At 68.7% G+C, this 23,504-nt stretch carries 24 protein-coding genes and 5 pseudogenes; 13 read left to right on the forward strand and 16 right to left on the reverse strand.

Annotated elements, in window-relative coordinates:
- Nucleotides 1–374 precede the first annotated feature (374 nt).
- The 5 genes from SAVERM_RS04065 to SAVERM_RS04085 form a co-directional block, all read right to left on the reverse strand.
- Entirely contained in the window at nt 375–1,280 is a 906-nt protein-coding gene (locus SAVERM_RS04065) for a hypothetical protein (protein WP_010982153.1), read from the reverse strand.
- Nucleotides 1,277–2,263, reverse strand: coding sequence for a 3-hydroxyacyl-CoA dehydrogenase NAD-binding domain-containing protein (locus SAVERM_RS04070; protein ID WP_010982154.1), 987 nt, complete (start codon nt 2,261–2,263; stop codon nt 1,277–1,279). Before SAVERM_RS04070 ends, SAVERM_RS04065 begins: the two co-directional genes overlap by 4 nt.
- 65 nt (nt 2,264–2,328) lie before the next feature.
- Entirely contained in the window at nt 2,329–3,111 is a 783-nt protein-coding gene (locus tag SAVERM_RS04075; protein ID WP_010982155.1) for a crotonase/enoyl-CoA hydratase family protein, read from the reverse strand.
- Complete coding sequence (locus SAVERM_RS04080) at nt 3,108–4,340, reverse strand: CaiB/BaiF CoA transferase family protein (RefSeq protein ID WP_010982156.1); 1,233 nt, start codon at nt 4,338–4,340, stop codon at nt 3,108–3,110. Before SAVERM_RS04080 ends, SAVERM_RS04075 begins: the two co-directional genes overlap by 4 nt.
- A gap of 5 nt (nt 4,341–4,345) precedes the next feature.
- Nucleotides 4,346–5,572 carry an acyl-CoA dehydrogenase family protein gene (locus SAVERM_RS04085; RefSeq protein ID WP_242432291.1) on the reverse strand — a complete coding sequence of 409 codons (1,227 nt, stop codon included), beginning with the start codon at nt 5,570–5,572 and terminating at the stop codon, nt 4,346–4,348.
- Between the two features lie 211 nt (nt 5,573–5,783).
- On the opposite strand from SAVERM_RS04085, the gene SAVERM_RS45820 reads away from it, so the two are divergent.
- On the forward strand, nt 5,784–6,170 hold the full coding sequence (locus tag SAVERM_RS45820; RefSeq protein ID WP_137951496.1) for a hypothetical protein: 387 nt from the start codon (nt 5,784–5,786) through the stop codon (nt 6,168–6,170).
- Nucleotides 6,171–6,196: 26 nt separating this feature from the next.
- Here the strand turns inward: SAVERM_RS45820 and SAVERM_RS44405 are convergent, their stop codons facing one another.
- Together SAVERM_RS44405 and SAVERM_RS44410 are read right to left on the reverse strand one after the other, a co-directional pair.
- On the reverse strand, nt 6,197–6,442 hold the full coding sequence (locus tag SAVERM_RS44405; protein WP_237528717.1) for an alpha/beta fold hydrolase: 246 nt from the start codon (nt 6,440–6,442) through the stop codon (nt 6,197–6,199).
- A gap of 193 nt (nt 6,443–6,635) precedes the next feature.
- A pseudogene (locus SAVERM_RS44410) lies at nt 6,636–6,998 on the reverse strand (alpha/beta fold hydrolase); the annotation flags it as partial.
- 430 nt (nt 6,999–7,428) lie between these two features.
- On the opposite strand from SAVERM_RS44410, the pseudogene SAVERM_RS04100 reads away from it, so the two are divergent.
- From SAVERM_RS04100 to SAVERM_RS04105, 3 genes and pseudogenes are all read left to right on the forward strand, one after another.
- Nucleotides 7,429–8,396: pseudogene (locus SAVERM_RS04100) on the forward strand (GlxA family transcriptional regulator).
- Nucleotides 8,397–8,459: 63 nt separating this feature from the next.
- A pseudogene (locus SAVERM_RS41155) lies at nt 8,460–8,606 on the forward strand (alcohol dehydrogenase); the annotation flags it as partial.
- Between the two features lie 626 nt (nt 8,607–9,232).
- Nucleotides 9,233–10,183 carry an SDR family NAD(P)-dependent oxidoreductase gene (locus SAVERM_RS04105; protein ID WP_037651120.1) on the forward strand — a complete coding sequence of 317 codons (951 nt, stop codon included), beginning with the start codon at nt 9,233–9,235 and terminating at the stop codon, nt 10,181–10,183.
- A 1-nt stretch (nt 10,184) separates the two neighbouring features.
- On the opposite strand, the gene SAVERM_RS42900 is transcribed toward SAVERM_RS04105, so the two are convergent.
- The 6 genes from SAVERM_RS42900 to SAVERM_RS04130 form a co-directional block, all read right to left on the reverse strand.
- The gene (locus tag SAVERM_RS42900; protein WP_010982163.1) at nt 10,185–11,006 is read right to left on the reverse strand and encodes a hypothetical protein; all 822 of its coding nucleotides are present in this window, start codon (nt 11,004–11,006) and stop codon (nt 10,185–10,187) included.
- A gap of 61 nt (nt 11,007–11,067) precedes the next feature.
- Complete coding sequence (locus SAVERM_RS04110; protein WP_010982164.1) at nt 11,068–12,054, reverse strand: NAD-dependent epimerase/dehydratase family protein; 987 nt, start codon at nt 12,052–12,054, stop codon at nt 11,068–11,070.
- A gap of 309 nt (nt 12,055–12,363) precedes the next feature.
- On the reverse strand, nt 12,364–12,717 hold the full coding sequence (locus SAVERM_RS04115) for a VOC family protein (RefSeq protein ID WP_037651118.1): 354 nt from the start codon (nt 12,715–12,717) through the stop codon (nt 12,364–12,366).
- A gap of 497 nt (nt 12,718–13,214) precedes the next feature.
- A complete protein-coding gene (locus SAVERM_RS04120; protein WP_037651114.1) occupies nt 13,215–13,703 on the reverse strand; it encodes a DUF4265 domain-containing protein in 489 nt (162 codons plus the stop codon).
- Nucleotides 13,704–13,764: 61 nt separating this feature from the next.
- Nucleotides 13,765–14,028 (reverse strand): hypothetical protein, encoded by a 264-nt coding sequence (locus SAVERM_RS04125; RefSeq protein WP_010982166.1) that lies wholly within the window; start codon nt 14,026–14,028, stop codon nt 13,765–13,767.
- 104 nt (nt 14,029–14,132) lie between these two features.
- Nucleotides 14,133–15,086, reverse strand: a complete 954-nt coding sequence (locus tag SAVERM_RS04130) for a LysR family transcriptional regulator (RefSeq protein WP_010982167.1) — start codon at nt 15,084–15,086, stop codon at nt 14,133–14,135.
- A gap of 104 nt (nt 15,087–15,190) precedes the next feature.
- On the opposite strand from SAVERM_RS04130, the gene SAVERM_RS04135 reads away from it, so the two are divergent.
- From SAVERM_RS04135 to SAVERM_RS41165, 3 genes and pseudogenes are all read left to right on the forward strand, one after another.
- The gene (locus tag SAVERM_RS04135) at nt 15,191–16,084 is read left to right on the forward strand and encodes an NAD(P)H-binding protein (protein WP_010982168.1); all 894 of its coding nucleotides are present in this window, start codon (nt 15,191–15,193) and stop codon (nt 16,082–16,084) included.
- A 73-nt stretch (nt 16,085–16,157) separates the two neighbouring features.
- Nucleotides 16,158–16,523, forward strand: coding sequence for a darcynin (locus SAVERM_RS04140; protein ID WP_010982169.1), 366 nt, complete (start codon nt 16,158–16,160; stop codon nt 16,521–16,523).
- 415 nt (nt 16,524–16,938) lie between these two features.
- A pseudogene (locus SAVERM_RS41165) lies at nt 16,939–17,113 on the forward strand (IS701 family transposase); the annotation flags it as partial.
- Between the two features lie 31 nt (nt 17,114–17,144).
- Here the strand turns inward: SAVERM_RS41165 and SAVERM_RS04145 are convergent.
- The gene (locus SAVERM_RS04145) at nt 17,145–17,777 is read right to left on the reverse strand and encodes a VOC family protein (RefSeq protein WP_010982171.1); all 633 of its coding nucleotides are present in this window, start codon (nt 17,775–17,777) and stop codon (nt 17,145–17,147) included.
- A gap of 399 nt (nt 17,778–18,176) precedes the next feature.
- Here SAVERM_RS04145 and SAVERM_RS04150 point away from each other — a divergent pair, with 399 nt between their 5' ends.
- The 3 genes and pseudogenes from SAVERM_RS04150 to SAVERM_RS04160 form a co-directional block, all read left to right on the forward strand.
- The gene (locus SAVERM_RS04150; protein WP_010982172.1) at nt 18,177–19,622 is read left to right on the forward strand and encodes a S41 family peptidase; all 1,446 of its coding nucleotides are present in this window, start codon (nt 18,177–18,179) and stop codon (nt 19,620–19,622) included.
- Between the two features lie 81 nt (nt 19,623–19,703).
- Nucleotides 19,704–19,886 carry a hypothetical protein gene (locus SAVERM_RS04155; protein WP_010982173.1) on the forward strand — a complete coding sequence of 61 codons (183 nt, stop codon included), beginning with the start codon at nt 19,704–19,706 and terminating at the stop codon, nt 19,884–19,886.
- A 174-nt stretch (nt 19,887–20,060) separates the two neighbouring features.
- Nucleotides 20,061–20,222 (forward strand): annotated as a pseudogene (locus tag SAVERM_RS04160) (LysR family transcriptional regulator); the annotation flags it as partial.
- Nucleotides 20,223–20,283: 61 nt separating this feature from the next.
- Here SAVERM_RS04160 and SAVERM_RS04165 read toward each other — a convergent pair.
- Together SAVERM_RS04165 and SAVERM_RS38935 are read right to left on the reverse strand one after the other, a co-directional pair.
- Nucleotides 20,284–20,973 (reverse strand): haloacid dehalogenase type II, encoded by a 690-nt coding sequence (locus SAVERM_RS04165; protein WP_037651110.1) that lies wholly within the window; start codon nt 20,971–20,973, stop codon nt 20,284–20,286.
- A 248-nt stretch (nt 20,974–21,221) separates the two neighbouring features.
- A complete protein-coding gene (locus SAVERM_RS38935; RefSeq protein ID WP_010982176.1) occupies nt 21,222–21,398 on the reverse strand; it encodes a CsbD family protein in 177 nt (58 codons plus the stop codon).
- Between the two features lie 179 nt (nt 21,399–21,577).
- Between SAVERM_RS38935 and SAVERM_RS04170 the strand changes: the two genes are divergently transcribed.
- The 3 genes from SAVERM_RS04170 (at nt 21,578) to SAVERM_RS04180 (ending at nt 23,492) form a co-directional block, all read left to right on the forward strand.
- The gene (locus SAVERM_RS04170; protein WP_010982177.1) at nt 21,578–21,748 is read left to right on the forward strand and encodes a hypothetical protein; all 171 of its coding nucleotides are present in this window, start codon (nt 21,578–21,580) and stop codon (nt 21,746–21,748) included.
- Between the two features lie 335 nt (nt 21,749–22,083).
- Nucleotides 22,084–22,437 carry a PRC-barrel domain-containing protein gene (locus tag SAVERM_RS04175; protein ID WP_010982178.1) on the forward strand — a complete coding sequence of 118 codons (354 nt, stop codon included), beginning with the start codon at nt 22,084–22,086 and terminating at the stop codon, nt 22,435–22,437.
- 215 nt (nt 22,438–22,652) lie between these two features.
- Complete coding sequence (locus SAVERM_RS04180) at nt 22,653–23,492, forward strand: RNA polymerase sigma factor SigF (protein WP_010982179.1); 840 nt, start codon at nt 22,653–22,655, stop codon at nt 23,490–23,492.
- Nucleotides 23,493–23,504: the final 12 nt, after the last annotated feature.

A 23,504-nucleotide genomic window follows, 5' to 3' on the forward strand; every position in this document is an offset into this window, starting at 1 on the left:
GCCTTGCTGAGCCTAGGTCCAGGCGGTCCACTTGTGCCATCGGGTCTGACTCCTACGTGAAGTCACACCTGATGCATGGCACTCCTCACACCACCGGCGATCAGTCTTGCTCGTCACACTGGATGCGGTCGCGGAACTATCGCGTGGGTCGGGTCCATCCAGGGTCCCTGCCGGTCACGGCCAGTGCCCGGTCGGACAGGGGCTCATCGGCCCCTTGCGGCACCTCACCGGCGGTTCCCCCTCGAGGCCATCGCGTAGGCCCACCGCTACCTGGAAGCCGGCGGCCAGGTCGGCAAGATCGTCATCTCGGTCACGCCCGAGGCCGGAACGTCCTCGTGACGTTCGACGCTTTCCCAAGAGAGGTAACCCGGCAACTAGAAACTCGTTCCAGTCGGCAGCACGGCATGCGCGATGCCGGTGAGGTTGCCCTGCGCGACGAGGATCTCCCTGCGGTTCGATCCGTCGAGACCGGCCGCGTAGACGTTCCCGGCGAGGTCGGTCACGTACATGCGGCCGCCGTCCGGATCGAGGGCGATGCCGATGGCTTCCATCAGGTGGGTCAAGAGGATCTCGGGTGTCCGCTGCGCGTCCGGCGGGTGCATCGGCGAGCGGTTCACGCTGTTGCCCCGCGGCGGGTCCCCGCGATCCGTCCAGTAGAGCATGCGCTCCGCGAGGTCGAGCTCCAGGTCGATCGGCTCCGGCAGCCCCTCGAACAGCACCTCGATGTCGCCGCGTTCGGCCGCGCTTTCCCCGGCGGGCAGGCTGATTCCGGCCCGCAGGATCTTTCCGAGTCCCGCGTCACTGGGGCCCTTCTGTGTCCAGTAGAGGTGTCCGCCGGCCGGGTCGACGGCGACTCCCACACACCACCTGGTCTCGTCGCGGCGGTCATCCTCTCCCTGCCCCGTCTGCACGAGGGTCTCGACGTGCGAGCCGTCGAGGTCGCAGCGCATCACGCGCATCCCCTCGCGATCGCCCCAGTACAGCTTCCGGCCGACGGCTTCGAGATACAGCTGCTTCGGCGTGTGCGTGACGCCGCTCGGGACGATCGTTGTCCGGTTGCCTCCGTCCAGGTCCACGCGTTCGATCGAGCCGTCGTTCTCCGGCGGAAGGCCCATGTTCGTCCAGTAGACGTGCCCGGCCAGGACATCGATGGCGACCCCGTCGGGGATCCTGCACCCGGTGACGATGACCTTCTTGTCGGAGCCGTCGGGGTTCACGGAGAACAAGCGACCGCCACTGCTGGCCTCGAGCACGAACAGTCTTTCCTGGCGTTGCGTCACGCTTCCTCCTTCGGCCCGCGACCGGCTGTGGCGCTCGGGCCGGACGGGTCGTGCTGGGCGCGCACGGCCAGCAGGGCCGAGAGCATCGCGTCGCGCCGGGCGGCCAGTTCATCGACCGAGCGGCCGCCCGCCTCCTCCAGGACGCCGCCCACGATCTCCTCCTTGAGCTCGGGCGTGAACTCGGGGATGCCCAGTTCCTGCCAGGACGCCACCATCCGCGGCATGAGGGTGTCCATGAAGTGCTGGATGCCGCCCTCTCCTCCGCCGAGATGCCACAGCAGATGGGGACCCATGACCCCCCATCTGAGCCCCGGCCCCCAGGACACCGCGTCGTCGGAGTCCGCCACGTCGAGCACTCCCTCTTGGACCAGGTACACGACCTCGCGGTACAGCGCGGCCTGGATGCGGTTGGCGACGTGCCCGGGAAGCTCCTTCTTGAGGTGAATCGGTTTCTTGCCGATCGCGGCGTAGAACGACATGACGTCCCGGATCGTCTCCGGGGCGGTCCTCGTCCCGCCGACGACCTCGACCAGCGGGACGATGTGCGGCGGGTTGAAAGGATGACCGATGACGGTCCGCTCCGGACGTCGGCACTCGGCCTGGATGACGCTCATCGTGATGCCCGACGAACTCGACGCGATGATCGCGTCCGGCGGGGTGGCGTCGTCGATGTCGGCGAACAACTTGACCTTGAGTTCCGGGCGCTCCGGCGCGTTCTCCTGTACGAAATCGGCGTCCGCGACGGCCTGACGCAGGTCCGCGGTGAAGCTCAGGCGGTCGGGCGAGGCTTCGGGCGCGAGTCCGATCGAGGCAGCCGCGTCCCATGCCGCCTCCACGTACGAACGCAGGGCCGTCTCCGCGGTGGGGCCGGGGTCGGTCGCCGTGACGTCGAAGCCTCGGACGAGATAGTGCGTCGCCCAGCTCGCACCGATCGTGCCGGTGCCCACGATCGCCACGCGGTGGACGGGTGTGTGTACGTTCATGACTGGTCACTGCTCCTGAAACTCGGACACGGGCTGCGGGGGAAGAGCGGCTGCGGCGGCCGGTATCAGCGGCCGTGCCAGACCGGGGCGCGTTTCTCGGCGAACGCCTGTGCGCCTTCCCGCGCGTCCTCGCTGGCGGCCAGTCCGCTCGTGAGCTCGTCCTGGCGTCTGAACGCGTCGCTCTCCTTCAGGCCCTGTGTCTCGCGCAGGACCTCCTTGACGGCCGCCAGTGCAAGCGGTGCGTTCCGCGCGACGCGGCCCGCGAGCTCCCGGGCCGCGTCCAGCGCGGCGCCGGGCGGGGTCAGCTCATTGACGAGCCCGTACTCCTTGGCTTCGACGGCGGTCAGCGGCTCGCCCGTCAGCAGTACGCGCGCGGCGACGTGGTACGGAAGTCGGCGCGGCAGCCTGACCAGTCCGCCCTCCGCCGCCACGAGACCACGCATGACCTCGGGAAACCCGAAGCGGGCGTCCTCCGCGGCGACGATCAGGTCGCAGGCGAGGACCAGCTCGAAGCCACCGCCGAGCGCCCAGCCCTCGACCGCGGCGACCAGCGGCTTTCGCACCGACGCGCGGGTGAGCCCGCCCAGGCCCCGGCTGGGCAGCAAGGGCAGCTCGCCCTTGGCGAACGCCTTCAGGTCCATGCCCGCGCTGAACACCCCGCCCGCGCCCGTGAGGACGCCGACCGACAGCTCCGGGTCCGCGTCGAGCAGATCCACGGCCGCCGCGAGCTGTACCGCGGCCTCGTGGTCGACGGCGTTCTTCTGCGCGGGGCGGTTGATGGTGATGGTCAGTACGCCGCCGTGACGCTCGTGGAGCACCAAGTCGGCAGCTTCGGGCGCCGTGCTCATCGCGGCCCCTCGGCTTCCGTCGGGCCGGGAATCGCTCCCTGGGCGCGCAGCTCGGCGATCTCGGCGGGGCCGAATCCCAACTCGGCGAGGATCTCGTCGTTGTGCTCGCCCAGGTCCGGCGCTCGCTTCGCCGGCACCTTCGGCACCCCTCGGATGTTGACCGGGCTGCTGATGGTTTCCGCCAGCCCGCTGACTCCTTCCAGCGGCACGACGATGTCGTTCGCGCGCAGCTGCGGGTCCTGCGCGGCCTCCTCCGGCGTCTGGATGAGGCTGTACGTGACGCGTTCCCGGGTCAGGGCGTCCCGCCAGTGGGCGAAGGGCTGCGAGCGGAACTCGGCGTCGAGCAGTTCGCTCAGCGCGGCGGCGTTCTCGACGAAGCCCTCGATGTCCGCGAAACGGGGATCCTCGAGCAGCTCGGGGTGCCCGATGGCCCGCGTCAGTCCCGGCCAGTGCGGGGGTGAGGCGACCAGCATGAACCACTCGTCGTCCGCGGTCCGGTAGGGGTTGATCAGCGGGTTCGCCGGCGCCTTCCGGTCGTGCAGCTCGAACGGTGTGCCGCCGGCGAGTGCGCCGGCCACAAGCGTTCCCGTGGCCCAGACGCCCCCGGCGAGCAGCGACGTCCCGACACTGGCCCCTTGTCCCGTCCGCTCACGGCGGTACAGGGCGGTCACGACCGCCGCGTAGATCGCGATCGCCGACATGTAGTCGCCGCTGCCCCAGACCGGGACCGTCGGCGGGGCCCCGGCGTCCCGGGTGGAGGCCAGCAGCCCGCTGCGCGACCAGGCGGCGGTCAGGTCGAAGCCCGGCTGCCCGGCGTCGGGACCGGCGTCGCCGAAGCCCGTGATGTCGGCGTAGACGACCCGCGGGTTCCAGCCCGCGACCTCCTCGTAGCCGAGGTGCAGCTTCTCGCGCGTGCCGTGCGGGAAGTTGGTGATCACCACGTCGGCCCAATCGACGAGGCGTTTGAGTACCTCGGTGGCCGCCGGTGACTTCAGATCGATCACCATGCCGCGCTTGTTGCGGTTGGCGAGGTGCCAGCTGTAGTTGGCCTGTGCCCGGGGGCTGGGCGGGACCGAGCTCAGCCGCCGTTGGGGGTCGCCCCTTCCCGGCGGCTCGATCTTGATGACGTCCGCTCCGAAGTCGGAGAGCACGGTGGCCGCGGCCGGTCCCGCGATGAAGCTCGACACGTCGAGGACCTTCAGGCCGGTGAAGACGGATTCGTTGGTCATTGTCGTCACCTCACGAAGGCGCTGAGGCCGCCGGTCACGGCGCGTCCGACGATGAGGGTCTGGATCTCCCGGGTGCCTTCGTACGAGTAGATGGCCTCGGCGTCGGCGACGAAGCGGCCGACCTTGTAGTCGAGGAGGATGCCGTTGCCGGCCAGCAGTTCCCGCGCCCACCCCACGTTCTCGCGCATCCGCACGGTGCAGTAGGCCTTCGCCAGGGCGGACTGTTCATCCCGGAACACCCCGGCGTCCTGCAACTGGGCCAGGCGCGTCATCATCCCGCACGAGGCCGTGGCGTTGCCGAGCATCTTCACGAGCAGGTCCTGCACGAGCTGGAAGCCCCCGATGGGGCGCCCGAACTGTTCCCGTTCCTTCGTGTACTGCAGGGCGATCTCGTAGGCGGCGAACATCACGCCCACCGCCTGCCACGCCACGCCGCTGCGTGTCTGGCGCAGGATCTTGGCGGTGTCCTTGAACGAGTGCGCGTTCTGCAGCCGGTTGGCCTCCGGAACGCGGCAGCCGTCGAGCACGATGTCGGCGTTCTGCACGATCCGCAGCGCCATCTTGTTCTCGATCTTCGTCGCGGTGAACCCGGGAGTGTCCTTCTCCACGACGAAGCCCAGCACATGACGGGTCTCGACATCGCGGGCCCAGATGACGACCAGGTCGGCGAAGGTCGCGTTGCCGATCCACCGCTTCGCGCCGTCGAGGATCCATGTGTCGCCGTCGCGGCGCGCGGTTGTCTGGAGGCCGCCGGCCACGTCGGAGCCACCGTGCGGTTCGGTCAGCCCGAAGGCGCCGATCTTCTCGAAGCGGCTCATCGCCGGCAGCCACCGCCGCTTCTGTTCGTCGGAGCCGCAGGTGAGGATGGTGCCCATGGCCAGACCCGTGTGCACGCCGGCGAACGTGGCCACGGACGCGTCGACATGCGCCAACTCCAGCGCGAGGAAGCCCGCGAGGAGGTTGCTCGGCCTGGATTCCGGGGAGTCCGGGTCGGCCCAGTCCATAAGACCGAGCCTCCCGAAGCCCTCGACCAACTGGAAGGGGAACTCGGCCCTGGCCCAGTAATCATCGACGATCGGTGCGACCTGCGTGCGGAGGAACTCGCGGACGGACTCGAGCTGCTCTCGCTCCCCGTCCGACAGCAGTTCCTCGTAGGCGAAGAAGTCGGCGGGCAGCAGCCCCTTGTCCAGGTAGGGACCGGACGGTGCCGGCAAGGTCGTTGTACCGCTCACTGCAGTCTCCCTCAAGCGCTGTGGGGGCGTGCCCAGAGACCCGCGCCCGTCAGAGCTTCCGGGCCTGGCGTTTCAGTACTCTGGCCCGATTAGACGCGGATCCCGGGCCGATCCACCCGGACCCGCGCCGCGCAGCGATGCTGTTGTCGCCACGGATCACTCCAGTGGCCCGTCGCCGCCCGGTGCGGGAGAGGTGAGGCAGGACTGCGAGGTGCCCGGGACGGACGCGGGCAAGCCTGCCGGTGAGCGGGAGGTCTACCGGGTACTGGAGGAAGTCCACACCCTGGCCGGGTGCCGCATGCGGGATCCAGTGCATCGGGTGCGCGGGATCCTGGTCCACTCCACCGCCGTCGCGGCGGGCCCGCGGACGGGGGCTGCCGAGCCGGGCCATGTCCTGGCCGGCCGTGCGTACTCCTCCCGGAAGATCCGCGAGTACCTGCGCGAGCGGCAGATCCCGCACGCCTACCCGGAGAAGCCTGACCGGGCCGGACACCGCCTCCCCGCGGCTCGGCCGGATGACGTCCGCCCGGATTCGACCATGGGTGATCTCCTTCGAGGCTGGTTGCCGCCTCGTGCTCGCGCCCCGCCGGGTGGGTGATGCCGCCCGGCGCGGACCACGAGGTACTACAGGCGGGCGGCGAACGCGCTGATGTGGGAGGCGACCTGGTCGGGCACCTCCAGTGGCGACAGGTGGCCGGTACCGTCGAGTTCGGTGAGGGTGGCAGTGGTGATCAGAGGAAGCAGGTGGTCCCGCAGGATCTGCGGCGGGTCCACCTTGTCGTCGCTGCCGGCCAGCACCAGGACGGGGACGTCGATCGCACCGACCCGGTCCGTGAAGTCCTCGACCAGCGCCTGTCGCGGCCACGCCATGCGCGCCGCCTCGCCTGCCCGGGAACTGTCCTCGTGAACCTGCCGGCGCACCTCGGCGGACAGCTCGCCGTTGGTCAGTACGAGATCGATGCTTTGGTCGATGGGTCTCGCCGTTGTCGTAGGCGTGCGCCAGCGTCTCCTGGAACTCGTGTGTCACACCGAACGGAGCCGGCGGGGCGGGTGCGACGAGCACTACGCCCTTCAGTCCGGCGGGGCGGCGAGAGGCGAGCGCCTGAGCCACCTTTCCGCTCATCGAGTGGCCCACCACGACGTATTCGCCGTGGCCGAGTTCGTCGATGACGCGCTCGGCGTCGTCGGCGAGCTGCTCGATGCCGTAGGGGCCAGGAACCTGGGTGGACTCACCCCAGCCGCGGTGGTCGTACGAGACGAACGCCCGCGCGGGGCTGAGGAGTTCGATGACCGGTCGCCAGGTGCGGTGGGAGCCACCCCAGTAGTGGAGGAAGACCAGGGTCGGCCCGTCGCCCTCGCGGACGTGGCCGTAGATCCGCCCGTCCTTCACGTTGAAGTACCGGCCGATCGGGGTGTAGGTGGTCACGGTGTCGTGTTCCTTACTTGGGCCGGTGCTGAGCCGCTGTGCTGCGGCCGCTGTCGGCGTGAGCCTCGGCGGTGGGCCATGCTGCGCATGGCTCCATCGTCGTCCGGCCCTTCTCGATCAACCACAAGCTCGTATGCCACCCTTCGCAATTTTCGGGACACACAAGCGGACGGTCACTCGCTGACCGACAGAGCCGCGCCGCTGCCCTCGGTGACCACGGCCGATGGCTGCGATCACGCCGGCGCCATCCCCCCCACTGCTGCGCTGATACGGCTGCTCGGGTTGCTGGGGCATGGGAACGCTCCGGGCACACCGTTCACCCTGCCCGTCCGAGCCGCACAGCCGACGCATTCACCGGCCATGGGCCGCCAGACATTCCTGCGGTTCCCGGGCAGCCTGTCCAGAAAGTTACGGTCGTAGCCTTGGAGCCATGGCTCCCCATCGCGTCGCGGTCCTGGTGCTGCCCCTGGTGCTCCCCATCGATCTCGGCATCCCTACGCAGATCTTCAACGCGCGGCCCAACACCCCGTACGAACTCACGGTGTGCGGCGGAGCCCGTGGCAGCATCACGACCAGCACCGGGTTCACGGTCGGAGACACAGCAGGACTGCCTGCTTTGGCCAGGGCGGACATGATCATCGTGCCCGGCTACTGGGAATATCAGCGGCCACCGGCACCCGAGGTCACGGCAGCTCTGAAACTTGTCTTCAGCCGAGGCGCCCGCATCGCCTCCATCTGCACCGGCGCCTTCGCACTGGCCGCGGCCGGGCTGCTCAACGGCCGTACGGTCACCACGCACTGGGCCAGCGCCGACGAACTCGAAATGCTCTACCCCCAGGTCCGGGTGGACCGCAGCGTCCTCTACATCGACGACGATCCCCTGCTGACCTCCGCGGGCGTGACCGCCGGCATCGAGCTGTGTCTCCATATCGTCCGCAAGGACCTCGGCGCTGCCGACGCCAACGACATCGCCCGCGAACTGTTCGCCGCACCGCGACGGCGGCCAGGCCCAGTACATCACCCAGCCCCTGCCCGAACCCACCGCTCACACCCTCGCCGACACCCGCGACTGGGCCCTGAGTCACCTCGACGAAACCCCTCACACTGGAGGTTCTTGCCCGGTACGCTCGCGTCTCCGCCCGCACCCTGGTCCGCATGTGGCGCCAGGAAACCGGCATCACCCCACACCAGTGGCTGCTCACCGCACGCATCAACCACGCCCGCGAACTCCTGGAAGTCACCGACCTCGGCATCGAACAGATCGCCGCCCAAAGCGGCCTCGGAACCAGCACCAACCTCCGTGCTCGATTCCGCGACACCCTCGGCACCACACCTTCCGCCTACCGGCGGACCTTCCAGGAAACAACCATGGCGGGGCCCCAAACCCGCCAGAAGTGAAACCCAAGAACCTGCGCGCCGAGGTGAGACAGGTCGACCGTGGCGGCGGCTCGGATGTCCCGAAAGGACGTCGAGGACACCATGGCGTTCAGCGCCCTGCACGGCATCCGCCCCATGACCGAAATCGTGCCACTGGACCGCGCGGACGAGGCCTACCAGAAGATGCTCGCCGGCAAGGCCCGCTTCCGGATGGTGCTCACGGCCGGCTGACACCCATCAGCCGGTGCCGCTCTCCAGTCACACCCCGCCTCGGCCAAGTCCCTCACTTCCGATCCGAGGCCACCCGGCCGAGGCGGATTCCGGCAGCGCCTGCCCTGGTCCGGTTGTTGCGGGCTTCGTCCTGCTGGCCGTGGGATCCGCGGGCCCCCGCCTCCAGAAGGCTGCGCTCGTGCCGGCAGCCGCGGACCTGGGTTGAGCAAGACGCGCATGGGGTCTGCGAGGGCGCGAGGTTGGATGCGAGCCGGGATGGCAGCACCGCCTCAAAGGCTTAACGCAAAATCAGGAAGGCCGTCGAAGAACTGATCGCCGAACGGGGCAGCGACAAGCCCTCGGGCTCGTGGTGGCATCTCGTCTTCTCCGGACCATGGAAACGATCAAGGGTGAGGGCTTGTTGTGCCTGAGCGTCCCAGTTGGCAATTGCGCGCTCCGGTTGGCCAACGTGACGCTCAGCGGCGCGGTGCGGCGATGGGCCGGCACCGCGTCGGCGGGATGTCGGCCGTCCGGCGGGACTGTCGGTGATCCATAGGCGATGTGTCGGTGGCCGCCGGAACCATGGGGGTCGAGTTGCCCAAGGGAGCAGCCGCAGCCGCCTTCCACAGCAAGGGACCCCCGTCACCATGTCATCCACTTCCTCCACCCCGCCATGGAATGTCCAACGGCTGCCCGGTGCCGATGGCCGCGTCTTCCTGGTCACCGGCGGCAACGCCGGCATCGGGTACTTCGTCGCGGAGCAGTTGTCGGCAACCGGAGCCACCGTCGTACTCGGCAGCCGAAATCCGGCCAAGGCCGAGGCCGCCACGGCCTCGATCCGTGCGCGTGTCCCCGGTTCGCGGGTGCGGGCCGTACGGCTGGACCTCGCCGACCTCTCGTCGCTCGAAACAGCGGTGGAATCGCTGGAGGTGGAGCGTCTTGACGCGGTAGTCCACAACGCCGGCGTCGCGCTTGACGACCCTCCGCGCGAGGAGACCGGGGACGGTCACGAGCTCATGTTCGGCACGAACCACCTCGGGCACTTCGCCTTGACCCAGTGGCTGATGCCGCTGCTGTCGGCTGCGCCGGCTGCCCGCGTCGTGACCATGGGCAGCTTCGCGGCAAAGTCCGAGCGGCTCGACCTGGACGACCTGCAGTCCCGGAAGGACTACCAGCCCAAGCGCACCTACGGGCGCTCCAAGTTGGCACAGATGTACTTCGGCGTCGAACTCGACCGCCGCCTGCGTGCTGCCGGCAGCACGGTGGCGAGCGTGGTGGTCCATCCCGGCGGCGCGCTGGACTCCCTCACCCCGTCGCGGCCACCGGTCCATGTGCGAAGTACCGGCGCCCGGCTGAGCGCGGCACCTGCGGCCCTCCTCCTCCAGGGCAAGCACGCCGGCGCATGGCCCGCGGTCCGAGCGGTGCTCGACCCGGCCGTGCGTGGAGGCCAGCTGTGGGGACCGCGCGTCTTCGGCCTGCGCGGCGAGCCCCGACGTGAACCGGTGTGGGACCACCTCGCGGACCCCTCCGTCGCGGCGCGGTTGTGGGACGCGAGCTGCGATCTGATGGGCACCGACCTCAGCACCATCTCCGGATAGCTCAGGCACGCGCGCGTTGGCCAACAGGTTGGCGAGCAGTTCCTGGGCACCTGGGGTGTGCAGCACGACGGTCTGGACGCGTGGGTGGAAGGCGTCGAGGTCGAGGATGTCGCGGGCGGCTGCCGGGTCGTGCAGGCGGTCGCGGACGTCTTCGACCCGGACGGCCGTGGGCGGTGGCCCGTCGTTGAGGTGCAGGCAGCCGAACGAGATCAGGCGGGCTCCACGCTCTCCCCGCCTCATCGCCCAGGAAGGTCGCCATCCGCTTGCCGAGCAGCGTCTGGCCCGGCTTGTTCCACCGCGTGTCGCGCGAGCCGAGCGCGTCGATCACGGCGAGGTCGCCACCCTCGTCGCGGGCGAAGGCTCGGGTGGGCAGCGCGGCCTTGCCCACCGGGTTGGCGGCGACCACCTCGTCGGTGTTGGCCGGCGTCCCGTCCGGCGTCACGATCACCTGTCCCGTGAGCGTGACCGCGTCGCCCGCCGGGTACGGCACGCGCATGGTCTCCACCACGCCGCTGAGCATGACGGCGAAGCCGACTGCCGCGATCACCGGAGCGGTGAGGGAGGCCGCCCGGCGCGAGTTGGCGCGCAACTCCGCCCGCACGCGCGTCTGGACATCCCCGAGGTTTCTCCGCTCGTCGCCCAGCTCACCGCGGCCGAGGAGCAGCTCTCCGCTGCCCACCAGGAGCTGCGCAGTCTCATCCGGGGGCTCAACCCGCCGGTGCTCGCAGACCACGGCCTGGTCGCCGCCGTTCAGGACCACGCGAGCCGCTTCCCCATCCCGGTCACCGTCGATCTCCAGTTGCCGGGAAGACTTGCCCGGCAACTCGAGCAGAACCTCTGGTGCGACTCGGCCGGCCAGATCACCGACAGCTCAAGGACGGTTCTTATCCGAAGGACGCCAGAAGTTCGCGCTCTCTGTCCGGGGCGAGTCCCGCGCGGCGTGGCCGGTGCAGTCCCTGCTCGCGTTCCCAGCGCAGTGTGTCGGCGAGGAGGCCGGTGCGGGAGCGGTGGCGCAGGCCCGCGGCAGTGGCGGCGGATCCGTCGCGCGCCGCCCAGCCCTCCCACCCCGGTTCGACCACCCACATGGGCAGTGAGTCGGGTCCCATGTACTGGGCCACTCCGTGCGCGAGGAGCTGCTGGGACGGCACGGTGATGACCGCTCCGGTGTGTCCGCCGACGCTGCGGGACAGCTCGATCCACTCGGCGAAGGGCACAGCCGGGCCAAGCGCGTTGTAGGTGCCTGTGGTTCGGTGTTCTGCGATGTCGAGGAGCCATGTCGCCAGGTCGCGCACGTCGATGGTCTGCGTCGGGGCGTTCGGGGTGTCGGGGACGAGCAGCGGCGCGTGGGGGGCTCGGGCGGCGCGGGCGACCCAGTAGCCGGAGCGGTCGCTGTGGTCGCCGGGCCCGCCGATGAGTCCGGCGCGCGCGATCAGGAGGCGGTCGGCCAGGGCCGTCCGGGTGAGCGTTTCGCAGGCGGACTTGGCCTCGCCGTACCGGTCACGGTCGACCTCTTCGCGGTCTGTGGCGGGCAGCAGGGCGGCGGACTCGTCAGCACCGGGCTCACCGTGGGAGGCGTATGCGCTGACCGAGGAGACGTAAATCCAGTGACGTGCCCGTGCGCCCAGGGCCGCAACTGCTTTCCGTACGAAACCGGGTTGCCAGGAAACTTCAAGCACAGCGTCCCATTCCCGGCCGGGCAGGGACGCGTACGCGGCGGGGTCTCGCCGGTCTGCGGCCACCAGGCGCGCGCCTTCCGCCACGGGACCGCTGTCGCCACGGGCCAGGCACGTCACGCGGTGGCCCCGGTCGAGGGCCTGCCGGGACACTTCACGCCCCAGCCAGGCCGTACCGCCGAGGACCAGGATCTCCATGCGCTCCATGGCGGAACTCAATCAGCACGGCCCGATCACGCCAAGAGGCTTCTGCCGAGGGCAGAGCCCGCGTCTGGCGTTGCATCCCCATCCTCCAGCCGTCAGCTGCGAGCACTGCCTGCTGGTCCGGCACCACATCGCAACTCCCCGCAGCTGCGGCAGGACCGGTTCCTGGACGAGGCACGAGAGACCGCGGGCCCGATCCGGCTGATGCGTTTGTTCGGCAGCGTCTCGCGCACCGCGATCCACTACGTCCGCGCGGCGGCCCACCCCGAATGCCTCACCATCGACCCCACCCAGGTGTGAGCCTTACTGACGCCGCTGGCCAAGGACACAGAACTCGTTGCCTTCGGGGTCTGCCAATACAACCCACGATTGATCACCCTGGCCGATATCGACACGCTGTGCGCCATGAGCCACCAGACGAGCCACCTCGGCGTCCTGGTCGTCAGGCCTGAAGTCGAGATGCAGTCGGCTCTTGGCCTTCTTGCTCTCATCAATCCGGACGAAGTCCAACCCCGGCAGGCGATCCGGCTCCGGGCGGATCTCGAACTCGTCATCGGAGGAGTGGACCACTACCCAACCAAGAGCCTCGGCCCACCACTGTCCCAGGGCTGCCGGATCTACCGAGTGAACAATTACCTGTTCCCATTCCAAGGTCATCCGCAGAGCTTAGACCTACCGGGGCTTCGAAAAACAGGGCACTCAGGCCTCCCTCATCGGGCTGAACCCGGGCACTTTTCCCCCGCGGAACAACCGCCACCCACAGGCTCGGCACACACCAGCGTTCAGATTCCGCGAACCCGGTGGTTTCGGAGTACGACCGCTGCGCCGCCTCCGAAGTGCTTGTCACCCGGTGTCAGTTACGGTAGCTGAATCTCGGCCCGGGCGGTCACGACCCCGTCGCGGTCCTGCGTTGCACGTGGTGCCTACCGGCCCCGCTGGTCGTGCATCCATCCCACCCGGGCTTGGCTGTACCGCGTCGGTCTGGCGAAGCCCAAGCGTGTGCCGGCGCTCGCTCAGGAGCGGGCGCTGGACCGGGTTATGGCCGCCGGGCCGACCCGCCTCGCTTGCGGCCGGCGCTTTCACAGCTGTCTGCCGCTCAAAAAGTTCGGCTCCCGCCTTCTCCGGAGCAACGCCGCGAAGCATTCCGGCAGATGTCAGGCGTTCCACCATTCGTCGGTGCCACAGCCGACCTCGTAGTGCCACCATCCTTCGTCTCGCCCCCGCTTCAGGAGGGCCTTGATCCCGGCGAAGTCCGCGCCTGCCGGTGCGGTGAAAGCCACCATGGGGAAGTCCTCGCTGAAGACCTCGCCTCCGAGCCCGAACGCCGAAAGGCGCTGACGCACCGCCTGCGGCCTACGTCCGAGGGGACCGGTGGGCACGGGCACCACACGGATCGTGCAGTTGCCGGAGGAACTGACCCGGTGGACAGCCCAGTGGAGCCCGTCGGAGTCGGTTCGGTACCGCACTACATCGCCCTCGGCGATCCCGTCCTGAAGGAAGGGAGCGTTCTGCACACTCGCCGTCTCGTCGCCGAGTTTCGTCGCCCACAGGCCCTCGGTGTCCTGCGGGAACCACCCCTCGCGAGGGATGAACCGGAAGCGGACCTTGATCTTCTCGACCACGTTCTCCATGACGGCCATCATGCGCCGATCGTCAATGACGCCTCGCACCAGGTCTGAGCTGGAGCCCATAACATCCGGACTCTTATGGTGCGGCCGCAGTGGCGGTGCGAGCAACGATCTCTCGAGAGGTCGGGACACCCAGATTGACGGCTCCCTGCTTCCGGGCGATCTGCGCGTCGAGTTGGGCGATCGTTTCGTCGGCGTGGGTGAGGCTGCTCTGCAATCCTTCGATCTCGCCGAGCCAGCCCTCGCGTTCGGCTTCCAGAATCCGTGCGAGGAGGTCGTCGCGGATCTCGACGAGCCGCGGACGCTCCGTCGCGTGAACGATCAGGACGGAGCACCCCACGCAGGCTTCTCTGAACTACCGCACTCGACCTTCGGTGCTGGTGTCAGCGCCTCGCTCGGATCTTGTTGCCGCCTGGTCGTGGCTGTCCCGGTGCCTCGGTCAGATCATGTGGTTGGGCTTCCGGGTGTGCGGAGGGTTCGGCGGATGGCGTTGCGCAGCCAGTGGTGGGCTCCGTCGGCTGTGTGTCGGGGGTGCCAGGCCATGCCGATGGTCAGTGGAGGCAGTTCCAGGGGGATGTCGAGGAGAAACAGTCCGAGGGCGATGGCGTCGTCGGTGAGGGGGGAGGGGGCGGCGCCGGGGGGTGCGGCAGGTACGAGGCAGACGACGTCGCTGCGGGTGGCGAGGGTCATTGCGGCCAGGTGGCTGGGGAGGACGAAGCTGACCCGGCGGTGGAGGTTCTGCTCCGCCAGGGCGGTGTCGAGGGGGCCGCTGAACCGGCCGCGGCGGCTGACCGCGACGTGCTCGGCGGCGGCGAGCCGGGCCGGGGTCAGGGGTCCTTCGGTGAGGGGGTGGCCGGGCCGGACGGCCGCCATCATGCGGAGGCTGACCAGTTCTTCGACCTGGGTTTCGGGGTCCACGTGGTCGATGGATCCGATCTCCAGGTCTATCCGGCCGTCGCGCAGGGCGGTTCCGGCCTCCAGTTCCTCGGCCCGGAGCCGGAACGAGACCCCCGGCGCTTCCTGCTGGGCCAGGTGCAGCAGTCCAGGCGCCAGTGCCGCGCCGACCAGGTCGGCGGCTTGGAGGGTGAAGGTGCTGCGCAGGTCGGCGGGGTCGACGCCTGTGCCTGGGCTGAGCAGTGCTCCGAGGCTGCGTACCACCGCGGCGGCTTCGTCGCGCAGGGACTGGGCGCGTGGGGTGGGGACCATGGCCTGTCCGGCCCGGACCAGGAGGGGGTCCTGGAGGATGCGACGGAGGCGGGCGAGGGTGCGGCTCATGGCGGCGGGCGAGGTGTGCAGGCGGGCGGCGGCGCGGGTGACGCTGTGCTCGGCCAGGAGGGCGTCCAGCGCGATGGCGAGATTGGCGTCGATGACCGGCTCTGGGCTGTTCACCAGCATCATTCCATTTCAGTCAATGATTCCGTGCTGAAGTTCCCATTGTGGCAACACGGTTGCCCTCCGCAGGATGAGGGTCGTACCGATCCGGCACGACCTGCGAGGCTTTCATGATCGTTATTACCGCTCCCACCGGGAACATCGGCCGTCACCTGCTTTCCAGGCTCCTGGAGTCCGCCCCCGCCGCGGGTGAGGAACTGCGCGTGATCGTGCGCGACCCCGCCCGGCTTCCGGACGCGGCGCGCGGACGTGTCGAGGTGATCACCGGCTCGCACGCAGACACCGAGGTCCTCGACCGGGCCTTCGAGGGTGCGGACGCCGTCTTCTGGCTCGTCCCCCCGGACGCCTCCCTGGCCCCGCACGACGCCTACAGCGGCTTCACCCGCCCCGCCGTGAAGGCGCTCGCCGTCCACGGTGTCGGCCATGTCGTCGGGGTCTCGGCGCTCGGCCGCGGCACCCCGGTCGCCGACCGCGCCGGCCTGGTCACCGCCTCCCTCGCCATGGACGACCTCATCGCCGGTACCGGTGTTGCCTACCGGGCCCTGGCCAACCCGTCCTTCTTCGAGAACCTCCTGGAGGAGTCCGACTCGATCCGCGACAAGGGCGTCTTCACCGACACCGTCGACGCCGACCGCAAGGCCCCCCTCGTCGCTGTCGCCGACATCGCGGCCGCCGCCGCCGGCCTGCTGCTGGACCGCTCGTGGACCGGCACCGGCAGCGTCCCGGTCCTCGGGCCGGAGGACCTGTCCCCCAACGACCTGGCCCGCATCATGACCGCACAGCTCGGCCGCCCCGTCCGCTACGAACGCCAGCCGCTCGACGAGCTGTACACCACCCTCGTCGGCTACGGCCTCAACGAGGCATTCGTCCAGGGCGTCGCCGACATGAAGCGAGCCAAGGACGAGGGCCTCGACGCCGGTGTCGCCCGCACCCCGGACACCGCCTCCCCCACCGGCTTCGAGCAGTGGTGCGCCCAGACCCTCAAGCCCGCCGTCCTCTCCTGAGGGCCCACCACCCGTCGCCGGAACACATGGTGCCCAGCGCACCAAGACCACCTACACCTTTGGAGACGTCCTGATGCCCACTGAGGAAACCGAACCGCCGGTCACGGCGTTCATGCTCGTCAAGACCACACCCGAGTGGCTCGCCCTGACCGTCCAGGAACGTGTGGACGCCTTCACCACCCAGGTCCTGCCCGCGATCGAGGCCAGGACCAGCGGCGTCAGGTCACGCTTCTACGACACGGAGTTCTACTCCGCTCGCGTCACCGACGTCTGGGTGTGGGAAGCGGAAGACCACCACGCCTACCAGCTCCTCATCGACGCACTGCGCGAAACCCCGTTCTGGGACCGCTACTTCGAGGTCGTCGACCTCCTCGTCGGCACCGAGAACGGCTACGCCCGCACCTACGGCCTCGAACCCGTCGCCACCATCACCACCTGACACGCCGCCCACACCGACCGCGCGACTGATCCGATGTCCTCCTGCCACAACCGGCCATGGACATCGGACCAGGAAGAACGAGAGATATCGGCTGTCCGGACAGGCGCCGTAGTCGTGCTCGATGCGCCGGCGGACCTTGGCCAGTCGGATCAGCTCAGAGATGGCCGTGTCGGTCGGCAGGTTGGACAACCAGTACTCGGTGGGTGCCTCGGCGCCGTCGGGCCATTCGATCAGCAGCCGGCAGTCCGGCAGGATCCCGTCCCACCAGCCTTGTTCTGCCGATGCCGTGGCTTTGATCGGGCGCTCGACGGCTTTGCCGGCCGTACGGACGTATGGCGGCGAAGCGGGAACGTAACTCTCCTCGTGAGCCCTGGCGCCAGGCGAGGGTGGTGAAGCCGTTCGCTCGGGTCCCGCCAAACACGGCCTGGGCCTGCACCACTTCGAAGGCCGTTCCTGGTCCGGCTGGCATCACCACATCACCCTGGCGACCGCCCTCCCACGCCTTCCTCACCGAACAGCGCCTGTCCCCAAATGTCCCCGGACCAGCCTCACCCTTTACCAAGTCCTCGACACCCTCCAGAACACCCTGAGGTGCTGGACAGGCAACGGAGCTGACTCGGCTCAGGCGGTGGCGGCCAGCGGGGCAGTGGCTTCCCAGACGAACCCGTCCGGGTCGCTGAACGGGCCGGCGGCGCTGGAGAGCACGAGCCGGTGCGATCCGGTGCCGTCGGCGGGGACACCCGCGTCCTTGGCGAGAGCACGGCGCTTGTACAGGGCCAACTTGACGGGGCCCGACCCGGTGGCGAACTCGACGTACTTGCCGCCGAAGCTCTTGCCCACGGTGAGGCCCTGCTCGACGTAGAACTGCTTGCTGGCCTTCACGTCCTCGACGCCCAGCAGGAGCACGAGCTCGTCGAAGTCCCGGGTGACCGGGCCAGTGTCCTTCTTCGTCGACGTCGCGATCTTCCAGATCGTGCCGTCCGGGGCCTGAACGGTGCCGCCGTAGCCCCACAGCGACTTCGAGGCGGGCTTGAGGGCGGTGGCGCCGGCGTCGAGGGCCGCACCGACGAGGGCGTCGACGTTGCCCGGCTGGGACACCACGAGCGACAGCGTGAAACCACGGAAACCGGTGGTGGGGGCCTCGGAGGCGCGCAGGCGCACGTGCGACGAGTCCAGTCCGAAGGCGGTGGAGTAGAAGCGGGCGGCGGCCGTGGTGTCGGCCACCTCAAGGGTGACGGAGGCGATGGAGTTCATGTCTTCGACGATAGGGGCGGCCGGGTCACCGATGCTTCTCCAAAACTGCCCAGTTCGGCCGCGGCCCCGAGCCACGGGCCCGAGCGGCCTTCCGACCGCCGCGGGAACCCACCTGGACGGCGGCCGGTAGCTGCACCACACCGTCACCAGCGACCCCGACTACCGTCGACGTCCTCACGCTGATCGTGCCCTGCGCCCGCGAGCGCGGCTGCGTCGGCCGGCAACTGGAGGACGAGCGTGACCTGCTGGAGCTCCTCGCGGACCTGCACTGTGGCTTGCTGACGACGCTGGGGTGGGGTTTACCCCCGTGCGGGTGGGCCAGTCAGCCGGATACCGGGCCAGGACCGTTGCGAAGATCATGAGTTCCGAAGCTGACAAGACGGACAGGAAGGAGCGACCGTGCTCAGCAGGAACTCACCGGTCGAAGAAGCCAGGGCGCCCAGGTGGCGAGCAAGGAGCAGGCGCGCCACGGCCGTTGTTCTGCTCGCCCTGGTGGCCGGCACGGAGCTGGCTGCCGGCCCTGTCGCTGCCGCGCCGCATGCAGCCGACCGCGTGGATGGCGTGTGGCGCTTGGACGGCTACGGCACCGTGCTGTCCGTCGAGGACGGGCGGCTGCGGGAATACCAGACGACCGCCGTCAGCTGCCTGCGCGGCGACACCGCACGGCGCACAGGCCAGGCCGGCAACTCGGTGATCTATACCGGCGACGACACGACCGTCTACCGGATACGCCCCGCAGCGGGCAAAGCCGGCGCGACCCTGCACTTCGACGGCTCGGTCGGCGACCGCCGGCTGCGGCGCCTTCCGGCACTGCCTGCCAGATGCACCGAGGCTGCACCGACGGGAGCGCTGGCGACCTTCGACGTCTTCTGGCAGACCTTCGAGGAAAACTATCCCTTCTTCGCAGCCAAGAAGACCAACTGGCAGACAGTCAGGGACCGATACCGTCCAAGGGTCTACGACGGGATGCCGGACACCGAGCTTTTCGCCCTTCTGCGGGAGATGGTGCTGCCGCTGTACGACGCGCATGTGGGTATCGACGCCGGTGACACCGGGAGCTTCGCGCAGAGCCGCCCCGGCACTATGCCCCCCGGCCCCGGACTCGACCAGCAGGCCCAGCGCTTCGTCGAGCAGCACGACCTCGCCGGCATGCGGCTGCGGACCTTCGCGAACGGCCGTATCGGGTACGCCCGGTTGCCGGACGGAACCGGCTACCTGCGGGTCTCCGGCTTCGGCGGATACGACGGCGACAGCCCTGCCTACGCGCGCAACAGCGCCGTCCTGGATGAGACGCTGAGCCAGGTGATCAGGCCGGGGCTCCGGGGTCTGGTGCTGGATCTACGGATCAACGGGGGCGGTTCCGACGCGCTGGCGCTGCAGATTGCCGAGCGCCTGACCGATCCCGCGTACGTGGCCTACGCCAAGCGGGCACGCAACGACCCGATCGACCCAGGTCGCCACACCCGCCCGCAGCCGGTACGCGTCCGGCCGGCAGCCGACCGGTTCCGGTACACCGGCCCAGTCGCAGTGCTCACCGGCGGTGAGACCTACAGCGCCGGCGAGACCCTCACCCAGGCCCTCATACAGCGCCCGGCGAGGACCGTACGCATTGGACAGAACACGCAGGGCGTCTTCTCGGACGTTCTGGAGCGCACCCTCCAGAACGGCTGGTCCTTCGGCCTGCCGAACGAGGAGTACCTCACCCCGTCCGGCGGCAAGACCTTCGACGGCGAGGGCATCCCCCCTGACATCCGCACCGGCAACTTCCTTGAGGAGATCGCCAACGGAACCCACGACTCCGCGTTCACACAGGCTCTCGCGGTAATACGGCGCCGCGCCGAGTAATGCCGTTCCCGTCCCCTTGCCCGACAGCAATGCCAGCGGCCGGGTGCTGTCCGTTCTCGTGGACATCGACCCCAGCCTCGAGTGGTTCGTATCGGCATCCCGGAGCCGTACGCCACTCGGCGCACCGAGGCCATGGCCGACCGGGACAACGCCTTCTGGGGCGAGGCCATCCCCACCATGGAGGAGATAACCGGCAGGAAACCGCGTTCGCTGGCCAACTTCCTGTCCGACTACGCGACCGCATTCGCCCGGCAGCCGATCTGAGCTCTCGGAGGACCAGGCGCGCCCACGAGATCATTAACGCAATTGCGGATATAGCCTCACATTTCCCACCTGGTACTCCGGGGTTGGACAAACCTGCTCAACTGCCCACCCGACGACACGGCCCGGAGGAAGTAGCTGGGACATGGCGTCTACACGTACACGGTGGGAGATGTCGTGGATGTCGATCTGCGCAAGCTGCGCTACTGCCTGGTGGTGGCCGAGGAGTTGCACTTCGGTCGGGCCGCCGAGCGGCTGCACATCACCCAACCGGTGCCGTCCCGGCAGATCCGCGCGCTGGAGCAGGAGCTGCACGCGCGGCTGTTCACCAGGAACAAGCAGACCACGGTGCGCGCCTCAATCCGACTCTGGCTCCGCCGATGACCCGCCGGATACTCCCCTAGGCATGGTCGAGTCGGTCGGCCATGCCGGCCAGGTCGTCGGCGTGCAGGTCGAACCCGTCCGAGGAGGTGGGCGGGTCGCCGACGGGGCGGGCGACGTAGGCGGTGCGCAGGCCAAGGCTCTGTGCTCCGCGCAGGTCCCAGGCGTGGGCGGCGACCATCAGGAGCCGCTCCGGCGGTCGCCCGGAAACGGTGACGGCCAGCTGGTAGACCGCTGGGTCCGGCTTGTAGGTCCGGGCGTCTTCGGCGGACAGGGCCTGGTGCCAGCGCAGTCCGGCGTGCGCGTTGAGACCCAGCAGCGCCGTCCGGCTCGCATTGGAGAGTCCGATCAGCGGGAACCGTTCGGCGAGCCGGGCGAGCCCTGCCACGGTGTCAGGCCACGGCGGGAGCCTGCGCCCCGACAGGGCCAGCGCCGCTACGGCGGCCGGGTCGTCGACTCCGACGGCGTCGGCGACGAGCCGGGCGGCTTCCAGGTCGAGGACGTCGCTGGTGAGGTAGGGCCGGACGCCGTCGAGGATGCGACGTTGCTCGCGGTCGATGTGCTGCTGCCACAGCGACAAAAGCTGCTCGACCCTGGGATCGTCGAGGGATGGGTCGAGTTCACGAATGCCGGCGCGGATACCGGCGGGTTCGTCGACGAGCGTGCCGAGCACGTCGAACACGACGGCATCGATCTCCAGCTCTGACATGGGCGAGGTCTCCTGGACGAAGCAGGGGCGTAGGAGTGGCTGTTCACCGAACGCAGCGGGAAGCACCCTGATTCCCGAACCGCACGACCTGTGCGGCAACCGCATCAACGTCGCCGACCATCGCGCCGCCAAGCCGCAACCCACGACCGGCGCAGCGCCTCTGCTTGACTGCTGGGTGGGCGCGTTGCGGGTATCGGACAGCACAGATCCCGGCAGCCAGCGGGCTGCCGGGATCAAAAGTGTTGCGCCTACTTGCGCTTGATGGCGTCCTTGGCCTTCTCCTTGGCCGCGCGCAGGTCGCCCTTGGACTCCTCGGCGTGCCCCTTGCCCTTCAGGGACTCGTTGCCCGCCGCACCGCCGACGACCTTCTTGACCTTGCCCTTGGCCTGCTCGCCGTTGGCCTGGGCCTTCTCGTCCGCAGCCACAACCACTCACCCCTGTCTCACTCGAAAACGGTTCACTCCCCTCTCACCCCGAACTCCACTCTCAAACGGAAGATTGCCGCACGGGCTTTTCGTAACTCTGGGATCTCTGAAAACTACATAAGATCCGCAGGAGTGGAGATCGTTCCGCAGGGCACACGACGGCTCGGAGGTTGATAACTATGGTTCCTGTTCTTCTCGTTCTTCTGCTCGCTCTGATCCTCTTCGGTGCCGGTTTCGCACTCAAGGCCCTGTGGTGGATCGCTGTCATCGTGCTGGTCGTGTGGGTGCTCGGGTTCGTGATCCGTCCTGCGGGAAGCGGCGGTAAGCGGGGCCGCTGGTACCGCTGGTAGGCGGGCACTGATCACGACCTGACCTCGGTGGGCCCCGACGCCACCTCTCGGGGCCCACCCATGTCCCGTCTCCCTGTCACGGCGGGACGAAAGCGGTGATTCTGTTGATTCGGGGTAGTTGGAGGCCATGGCCGGAGGATGCCGTGGCGCCAGGAACCACGGCCTCCAGCACGGCACCTCCGGCCATACATATTTCCTCCCGACATAAATGTGTGGGGTCCGGGAGGCAGGGCACCCGGCCTTCTGAGAAAACGTCACCGAATTCGATGACGTCTGTACGACTTTGCAGTTCAACTGCGAGGGCAGCAAAAAAATCTCGATGAGGGAGCCGTTTTATGAGTGACAGCATCTGGGGCTACCAGCCGACCACCGGCCACACCGCGGGCACCGACCTGATCGGATACAAGGTCGAGGCCACCGACGGCAGTATCGGGAAAGTCGACAAGCACTCGGACGACGTCAACTCCTCGTACCTCGTCGTCGACACCGGCGTGTGGATCTTCGGCAAGCACGTTCTGCTGCCGGCCGGGACCGTGAAGACGGTCGACCAGGCCGAGCGCAAGATCTATGTCGACCTCACGAAGGAGCAGATCAAGGACTCCCCGGAGTTCGACAAGGACAAGCACGCCGGTGACGCCGGCTACCACGAGCAGGTCGGCAGCTACTACCAGAGCCACCGACGCGTCTGACCTCACAGCGCCACCCCGCAAGTGGGGCCGACCAAAGTGTCTTTGGTCGGCCCCACTTCTCGTGCGCCAGCAAGCGTCGTCAAGCGGATGGCCCGGGGTTGCCGGCTCCGTTCCCGGATCGTGTGGTGTGCATTCCCTGAACGGGGGTACGCGCCTGGTGCCGGTCTCCAGCAGCCGGCGGCACGGGGGCTGGATACACGTGGGAGGGCCCTGAGATGACAGTGACCGAGGCAACAAGAGCGCGGACGGTGGCGCTGCCGGAGATAGCGGACCCCTCGGGGGTCGCTCCCAAGGATGCCCGTCAATTGTCCCGGCTGTTCTTCGACAGGCTCGCCGTTCTGGAAGAGGGCACGCCCGAATACCAGTACGCACGTAACACCCTCATCGAGATGAACGTCACCCTCGTCCGTTTCGCGGCCGCGCGCTTCCGCAGTCGCAGCCAGGACGAGATGGAGGACATCGTCCAGGTCGGCACGATCGGGCTGATCAAGGCCATCGACCGGTTCGAACTCACCCGCGAAGTCGAGTTCACCTCCTTCGCGGTCCCCTATATCGTCGGTGAGATCAAGCGCTTCTTCCGCGACACCTCGTGGGCCGTGCACGTCCCTCGCCGCCTACAGGAAGCCCGCATCCAGCTCGCCAAAGCCACCGAGGAGCTCCAAAGCAGGCTTGACCGCATGCCCACGGTCAAGGAACTCTCCGAGCTGATGTGCCTGAGCGAGGAGGAGGTCAACGAAGCACGTCTGGCTTCCAACGGCTACACCTCCTCCTCCCTCGACGCCACCATCAGCTCCAGCAACGACGGCGAAGCCGCGCTGGCCGACTTCATCGGAACCGACGACAACGCCCTCGAACTCGTCGAGGACTTCAACGCCCTGGCCCCCATGATCGCCGAACTCGACGACCGCGAACGGCGCATCATCCACATGCGGTTCGTCGACGAACTCACCCAGGCCCAGATCGGCGAACACCTCGGCGTCTCCCAGATGCACGTGTCCCGCCTGCTCTCCCGTACCCTCGCCAAGCTGCGCGAAGGCATGCTCACCACCAACTGACCCCACTCGTTC

Origin of the sequence: Streptomyces avermitilis MA-4680 = NBRC 14893 (genome assembly GCF_000009765.2) — a bacterium.
Classification (GTDB): Bacteria; Actinomycetota; Actinomycetes; order Streptomycetales; family Streptomycetaceae; genus Streptomyces; species Streptomyces avermitilis.